Raw genomic sequence first — 7,005 nt, 5'->3', positions numbered from 1 at the left:
TGATTGGAACGCTGGCCGGCTTCATATCGGAATGCTGGCCGGTCTTTGATCGGAATGGCGGCCGGCTTCACGTCGGAATCCGCACCGAATTCGATCAATTCTCGATGATCATCGAAGCGGCGGTTGCCGGCATGGGTTATGCGCTGCTTCCACGTTACCTGATCGAGCAGGAATTGAAATCCGGCGAACTTCAGGTCGTTCTCGACCTGCCGATGGAAACGGAAAATAGCTATTATGCCGTGCTGCCAGAGGTGAGTCCGCCCTCCGCCACATGCCAACGTTTCATCTGTTGGCTCATAGTCAGGTTGGACGCCAGGCTTGAGGTTTTGGAACCCTACGCATGTGCGCTGCTATCGAATGAGCGCAGCTCTAATCGAGCTAGCAGGCCACCGCTTTCCGGCACAGCAAGGTTTGCCCTCTATAACCGACATACTGAAGGTTAAGGACGCCCTGGCGTGCATCATGCTTTCAGGTGTAGGAACCCGCGGGGCACATGCGATGGCTTGGGATTTCGATTTGCGGCTAAAGTCGGCGCTGGCGTGACAGCCGCCGTTGCGTACTCGCCCACTATGTTCTCAGGCGCGATCGATTTGCCAAACGCGGTCTCTCGGAACGACAATATTATCGCGTGCGAATTCGAACGAAAAGGCCCGGCTCAAAGGCCGGGCAAGCTTGCTCTGGTGAAGGGAGGCACCGGCGCAGGGAACCCTCATTGAACTGGTGGTATCACGAAGACTTACATCGCTAATTCCCTGCACTCGCCATCCTCCGCCCTGCGGTAGCCTTCTCCAGCCAGCCGAGCTCCATCTCCGGCACGGACGACAGCAGGAGATCGGTATAGTCATCGAACGGCGGCGTCAGCACCTGGCTCTTTGCCCCATAGCGCACGACCTCGCCGCGATACATGACGGCGATGGAATCGGCGATCGACTTCACCGTCGCGAGATCGTGAGTGATGAAGAGGTAAGCCACCTGCTCGATCTGCTGGAGATTGAGCAGCAGCTTCAGGATACCGTTCGCCACCAGCGGATCGAGGGCCGAAGTTACCTCATCGCAGATGATGAGCCTGGGCTTGGCCGCCAGCGCCCGGGCGATGCAGACGCGCTGCTTCTGACCTCCCGACAGTTCGGCCGGATAGCGGTCAATGAAGCCCTTGCTCATTTCGATTTCCTCGAGCAGCTCCTTGACACGCCTGTCGCGCTCGGCACCCTTGAGGCCAAAATAGAAGGTCAGCGGCCGGCCGATGATCGTGCCGACGGTATGGCGCGGGTTCATCGCCACATCGGCCATCTGATAGATCATCTGAAGCTGGCGGAGGTCTTCCTTCGTCCGGTTGGCCAGCCGGTTCGAGAGCTTGCGTCCGTCGAAGGTGACCTCGCCCTGCTGGGGCGGCAGCAGGCCGGTGATCGCTCGCGCGAGCGTCGATTTTCCGGAGCCGGATTCGCCGACCACAGCCAGCGTCTGGCCCGGATAGATGTCGACCGAGACGTTCTTCAGCACCTTGATATGGCTGCGGCCATAGGCGGCGGTGACGTTCTTCACCGACAGGAACGGCGTCGTGCCGGGCTTCTGTTCGGCGTGTTCGATCTCATGCACCGACACCAGCGCGTTGGTGTACTCCTGACGCGGCTCCTTGATAATCTGCCTTGTGCCGCCCCATTCGACCAGTCGGCCATGGCGCAACACCATGATCTCGTCGGAGACCTGGGCGACGACGGCAAGGTCGTGCGTGATATAGAGTGCCGCCACATGGGTATCGCGAATGGCGTCCTTGATCGCCGCCAGCACGTCGATCTGCGTCGTCACGTCGAGCGCCGTGGTCGGCTCGTCGAAGACGATCAGGTCGGGCTCGGAGCACAGCGCCATCGCCGTCATCACGCGCTGCAGCTGGCCGCCCGAGACCTGGTGTGGAAAGCGTTCGCCGATGGTTTCGGGGTTCGGCAGGCTGAGCTTCCTGAACAGCGCGATGGCGCGCTTTTCGGCCTCGGCGCGTGTCGCCGTGCCGTGCAGCAGCGTGGCTTCCACCACCTGGTCCATCAGCCTATGCGCCGGGTTGAACGCGGCGGCCGCCGACTGCGCGACATAGCAGACCTCGCGGCCGCGCAGCTTGCGAAAACCGTCCTTGCCGCCCTTGAGGATGTCGCGGCCGTTCAGGATGACCTCGCCGCCGGTGATGCGCACACCACCGCGGCCATAGCCCATCGACGATAGGCCAATGGTCGACTTGCCTGCGCCGGATTCGCCGATCAGGCCAAGCACCTTGCCCTTCTCGAGCGTCAGCGAGACATCGTGCACCAGCACGATATCCTTCGGCGGTTCGCCGGGCGGGAAGACGGTCGCCTCGATGCGCAGATTGCGGATTTCGAGAAGCACGCCGGGCTTCGCTTTGCTGTCGGCCATCACCCGCGTCCTCCATTGAGACTCGTCGTGCGGTTGAGCACCCAGTCGGCGACGAGGTTGACCGAGATCCCCAGCGCCGCGATCGCTGCGGCGGGGATCAGCGCTGCCGCGATGCCGAAGACGATGCCGTCCTTGTTTTCCTTGACAATGCCGCCCCAGTCAGCGACCGGCGGTTGCACGCCAAGCCCGAGGAAGGACAGCGTCGACAAGAACAGCACCGCATAGATGAAGCGCAGGCCGAGTTCCGAAACCAGCGGGGACAGGGCATTGGGCAGGATTTCGGCGAAGATAACCCACCATTTGCCTTCACCCCGCAGCTTCGCAGCCTCTACAAAATCCATCGCATTGAGGTCGACCGCCACCGCCCGCGACAGGCGGAAGACCCGAGTTGAGTCGAGAACGCCCATGACCAGGATCAGCGTCACGACATTGGACGGCAGCACCGAGAGCACCACGAGACCGAAGATCAGCGTCGGGATCGCCATCAGCAGGTCGACGCAACGCGAGATCAACATATCGAACCAGCCGCCGACCACCGCAGCGGTGAAGCCGAGTATTGCCCCCATCGAGAAGGAAAGCAGTGTAGCCAGCACCGCGATCAGGATCGTCGTCTGGGCGCCATAGATCATGCGCGAGAGTAGGTCGCGGCCAAGATTGTCGGTGCCGAAGAGAAACTTCCCCGACATCGGCTCCCAAACTCCTCCTGCGATGTCGCCGAGGCCGTAGGGGGCGATCCACCGTGCAAAGATCGCGATGAGGAAGAAGAGGGTGGTGATAACAAGGCCGATCAGGGCGCCGAGGGGAATACGTCCTATCATGGTGCTCCTTACCTCGGATGTCTGAGGCGCGGATTGGCAAGAATGGATGCCACGTCGGCCACGACATTGAAGGAGATATAAACGGCGGCAAAGATCAGCCCAACAGCCTGCACGACCGGCACGTCGCGCTTGGCGACATGGTCGACCAGATACTGGCCCATGCCGGGATAGACAAAGATCACCTCGACCACCACCACGCCGACCACGAGATAGGCGAGGTTGAGCATGATGACGTTGATGATCGGCGCGATCGCGTTTGGAAAAGCGTGCTTGCGGATGACCGCGAAGGCCGAAAGCCCCTTGAGCTCCGCCGTCTCGACATAGGCCGACTGCATGACGTTGAGGATCGCCGCCCGCGTCATACGCATCATATGGGCGAGGATGCCCAGCGTGAGCGTCGTACAGGGCATTGCGATTGCCTTCATCTTATCGAGTACGGGCATGCCCTCATACACCATCGAAATGCCTGGGAAGATGTGGAACTTCACGGCGAAGAAATAAACCAAGAGATAGCCGATGAAGAATTCCGGTACCGATGTCGACGCGAGTGCCAGGCCGGTGATCAGTTTGTCGATGAGGCTATCGCGATGACGCACAGCCGACAGCCCGAGGATAATCGCGAGCGGGACGGCGATAATCGCCGCCCAGAAGGCCAGGGACAGCGTATTCCACAGCCGCTCCTTGATGGAAGCGGCGATATCGAGCCCGCTGGTGAGAGCAGTGCCCAGATCGCCTTGCAGGATTCCGAAAAGCCAGCGGAGATATCTGACATAGGCGGGGTCATTGAGGCCCATCTCCCTTCGAAGATTGGCGAGCGCCAGTGGCGTGGCCGACGGGCCGAGAATGGATTGCGCCACGTCGCTGGGCAGAAGATTCGTGCCAACAAAAATGAGGACCGAAACGGCGAGCAACAGGAGGATGCCCAGCGCGACGCGCTGGGCAATAAGCTTGAGAACCATATTCTCAGGCCCTCAGGCCTGCAGCCAGCACTTGGTCAGCGCGTAGCCGTTCATGAATCGATCGTTGCCATTCTTGGCCCATCCGCCAACACGCGGGCCCGTGGCGTCGATGTAATCATTGAACATCGGGATGATCAGGCCGCCCTCATCGTGGATGATTTGGCCCATGTCGGCGTAAAGCTTCTTACGCTTGTCGGCATCGAGTTCGCCGCGTGCCTGGACTATCATCTGGTCGAACTTCTCGCTGTGGAAGTGAGTTTCGTTCCATACCGCTTTAGATTGGAGCTTCAGAGAATACTCCATGTCCTGGGTTGGACGGCCCGGACCAGAATTTGCCACGAACGGCTGTTTGAGCCACACGTTTGTCCAGTAGCCATCAGCTGGTTCACGTTTAACGTCGATACTAATCCCCGCTTTGGCCGCGCTCTGCTGGTACAGCTGAGCAGCATCCACCGCTCCTGTGAATGCGCCCTCCGATGTATGAAGGAGCACCGAACCGGAGTGCCCTGACTTTTTGTAATGGAAGGCCGCCTTGTCCGGATCGTATTTGCGTTGTTCGATTTCGGTGAAGAGTGGATAAAACTTGTTTATATGCGTGTCATTGCCGACGGAGCCGTAACCCCCCAGAACCTTTTGGACCATCTCTTCGCGGTCGATTGCATATTTCAGGGCGAGCCGCAGGTCATTATTGTTGAAGGGCGCTGTATCGAGTTGGCAGCAAAAATAAGAATGCCCACGGCCTCCAACGTTGCGGACGGTGATGTCAGGGAAGCGCTTGAGGAGTTCGATCACCTTCGGATCGACTCGGTTAATCATGTGAACCTGCCCGCTCTGCAAAGCAGAGGTGCGGGCTGTCGCGTCGTTGATGACAATAATCTCGATCTGGTCGGCAAAGCCGCGATCGTCCCGCCAGTAGCCGGCGAACCTCTCGCCGCCAAGTCGAACACCAGCTTCGTTGACCGTGGCCTTGTATGGACCCGTGCCGATGCCTGCGTTCGGGTTGTCCTTGCCGCCATTTGGCTGAATCATCAGGTGGACATCGTTCATTATGACTGGGAAGTCTGCATTGCTTTCTTTTAGAGTGAAGACGATGTTCTGGCCGTCGACGGCGATCTTGTCGATCCCGTGCATAAAGGCGAGCATAACCGACTTCGAGTTAGCGTCGGAGTGACGTTCCAATGTGGCTAGCACGTCGGCGGGCGTCATCTCCTTGCCGTTGTGAAATTGCACGCCCTTGCGGATTTTAAACGTCCAGGCCTTGGCGTCTTTCGATGCGCCCCATTCCTCGGCAAGTACCGGCTGCAGTTTTTGATTCGCGTCCAGCTCTACGAGTTGTTCGCCCCACAGGCGGCTGAAGATAAACTGAACATCATTTGTTAGGGTCGCTGGATCGAGAGTGTCCGTCGCTTGTCCACCCATTAACCCGGCCTTGAGCGTGCCGCCCTTGACTGGCCCCTCCGCCCTAGCGGCTTCAGCCAGCAGATTGTTAGCCAAGATTGCACCAAGGCCAAGTGTCGCTGCCCGACCTAAGAAATCGCGCCGGGACAGCTTACCTTTCGCGACGCACTCACTGAGAAAATTGATTTCATCATTCATCTTTAATTCCCCTCTTCTTTTATTAATCGGTTATTGGCTGCACCCACACGAGGTGACCAGTGGCTGCCCTCGTGCGATCTCAAGAAGCTCGGTTCACCTTCGGCAACACCTCGGAATCAGAGGGGACGTTCGCTCCAGAACGTCCTCGCGGACGTGACGGTTTGATCCGAATTCCCGGATGGAAGCTGCGAATACGGTTTTTCTTCCGCTGTTCGCGTTACAGGATCCGATAGACTTCCTTGGCGTTCTCCCGAAGCAGCTGCGCCTTGTGTTCCTCGGATATTCGAGCCTTGAAGGCATAACGCGGATCGTCGAAGTCCCAGTGAGGATAATCGCTCGCATAGAGCAGCCTGTCCCAGCCGATTTGATCAAACAGATAGTTGAGCTCCTCGGGATTGTCCGGTTCTTCCACGGGTTGTGTGGAAAAATAAAAATGCCGGCGCAGATAATGGGAAGGCGGATATTTTAAGCTTGCCACTTCCGAGCCCATGCGCCGCCACAACATGTCAAGCCGGTGGCCAAGTCCAATCGACCAGGCACAGCCGTTCTCGACGATGATCACCTTGAGAGATGGCAATTGATCGAACACGCCATCAAGAATGAGGCTCATAAGCTGCGTCTGCGCAGCGAATGTGTTATATAAATGAAACTCACAGTAGTAGGATGGCCAGCCGCTGGCAGTCCGTGAGCCAAGCCGGCCACCAACGTGCATGCCGATCGGAAGGCCGTGATGAGCCGCCGCTTCCAGGATGGGCCTGTAGCGTCGATGTCCCAATGGCTCGGTTGTCCCCGTAAATATCTCCACTTGGACAAAGCGCGCATCGAGCGCCCGCTTTTCGATTTCTGCGACTGCGGAAAGGGCATCATCCGGAACGACCACAACGGACGCTCTCAGCCGATCCTCCGGCTCGACAAACTCGGCGATCTGCCAATCGTTCATTGCCGTTGACAACGCGTTGCTGAGATCGAGATTGCGACCGCCGTTGCCCAGCGCTACCATGGGTTGGAGCACGCCGAACACAACATTGTTGGGGTCGAGGTGCTGCTTCCTCATCAACGCCAGGTCCGATCCGGGTGGCCCTTCATCCGGCCAGGCATCGCGACGGCACGTAGATGGAGTAAAGCCGTCATAAAGGCCGCCGGCATCGAACCCCAACTCGCCATACTGATCGAGATGATCGCGCCAACGCTTGGAAATATAGGGATGGAGGCTATACCGGTCTTTAAGAGCC

Annotated in this window: 6 protein-coding genes; 1 reads left to right on the top strand and 5 read right to left on the bottom strand. The window is 58.7% G+C overall.

The window, feature by feature from the left end; all coding sequences use genetic code 11:
* Positions 1-443, top strand: a 443-nt coding sequence (locus NKJ17_RS34200; protein WP_502906597.1) for a LysR substrate-binding domain-containing protein, incomplete at its 5' end; no start/stop codon positions are given.
* A 301-nt stretch (positions 444-744) separates the two neighbouring features.
* Here the strand turns inward: NKJ17_RS34200 and NKJ17_RS33170 are convergent.
* The 5 genes from NKJ17_RS33170 to NKJ17_RS33150 all read right to left on the bottom strand — a co-directional run.
* Positions 745-2,400 carry an ABC transporter ATP-binding protein gene (locus NKJ17_RS33170; RefSeq protein WP_352691919.1) on the bottom strand — a complete coding sequence of 552 codons (1,656 nt, stop codon included), beginning with the start codon at positions 2,398-2,400 and terminating at the stop codon, positions 745-747.
* Positions 2,400-3,218, bottom strand: coding sequence for an ABC transporter permease (locus tag NKJ17_RS33165; RefSeq protein ID WP_352691917.1), 819 nt, complete (start codon positions 3,216-3,218; stop codon positions 2,400-2,402). The genes NKJ17_RS33170 and NKJ17_RS33165 overlap by 1 nt, the downstream gene beginning before the upstream one ends.
* Before the next feature lie 8 nt (positions 3,219-3,226).
* The gene (locus NKJ17_RS33160; protein WP_352691915.1) at positions 3,227-4,177 is read right to left on the bottom strand and encodes an ABC transporter permease; all 951 of its coding nucleotides are present in this window, start codon (positions 4,175-4,177) and stop codon (positions 3,227-3,229) included.
* A gap of 12 nt (positions 4,178-4,189) precedes the next feature.
* The gene (locus NKJ17_RS33155; RefSeq protein ID WP_352691913.1) at positions 4,190-5,773 is read right to left on the bottom strand and encodes an ABC transporter substrate-binding protein; all 1,584 of its coding nucleotides are present in this window, start codon (positions 5,771-5,773) and stop codon (positions 4,190-4,192) included.
* Between the two features lie 217 nt (positions 5,774-5,990).
* The coding region (locus NKJ17_RS33150; RefSeq protein WP_352691911.1) for an amidohydrolase family protein at positions 5,991-7,005 on the bottom strand (1,015 nt) is incomplete at its 5' end.

Source organism: Mesorhizobium sp. M0208, from assembly GCF_040322015.1.
Lineage (GTDB): Bacteria > Pseudomonadota > Alphaproteobacteria > Rhizobiales > Rhizobiaceae > Mesorhizobium.
This window is presented reverse-complemented; position numbering and strand designations above follow the sequence as displayed.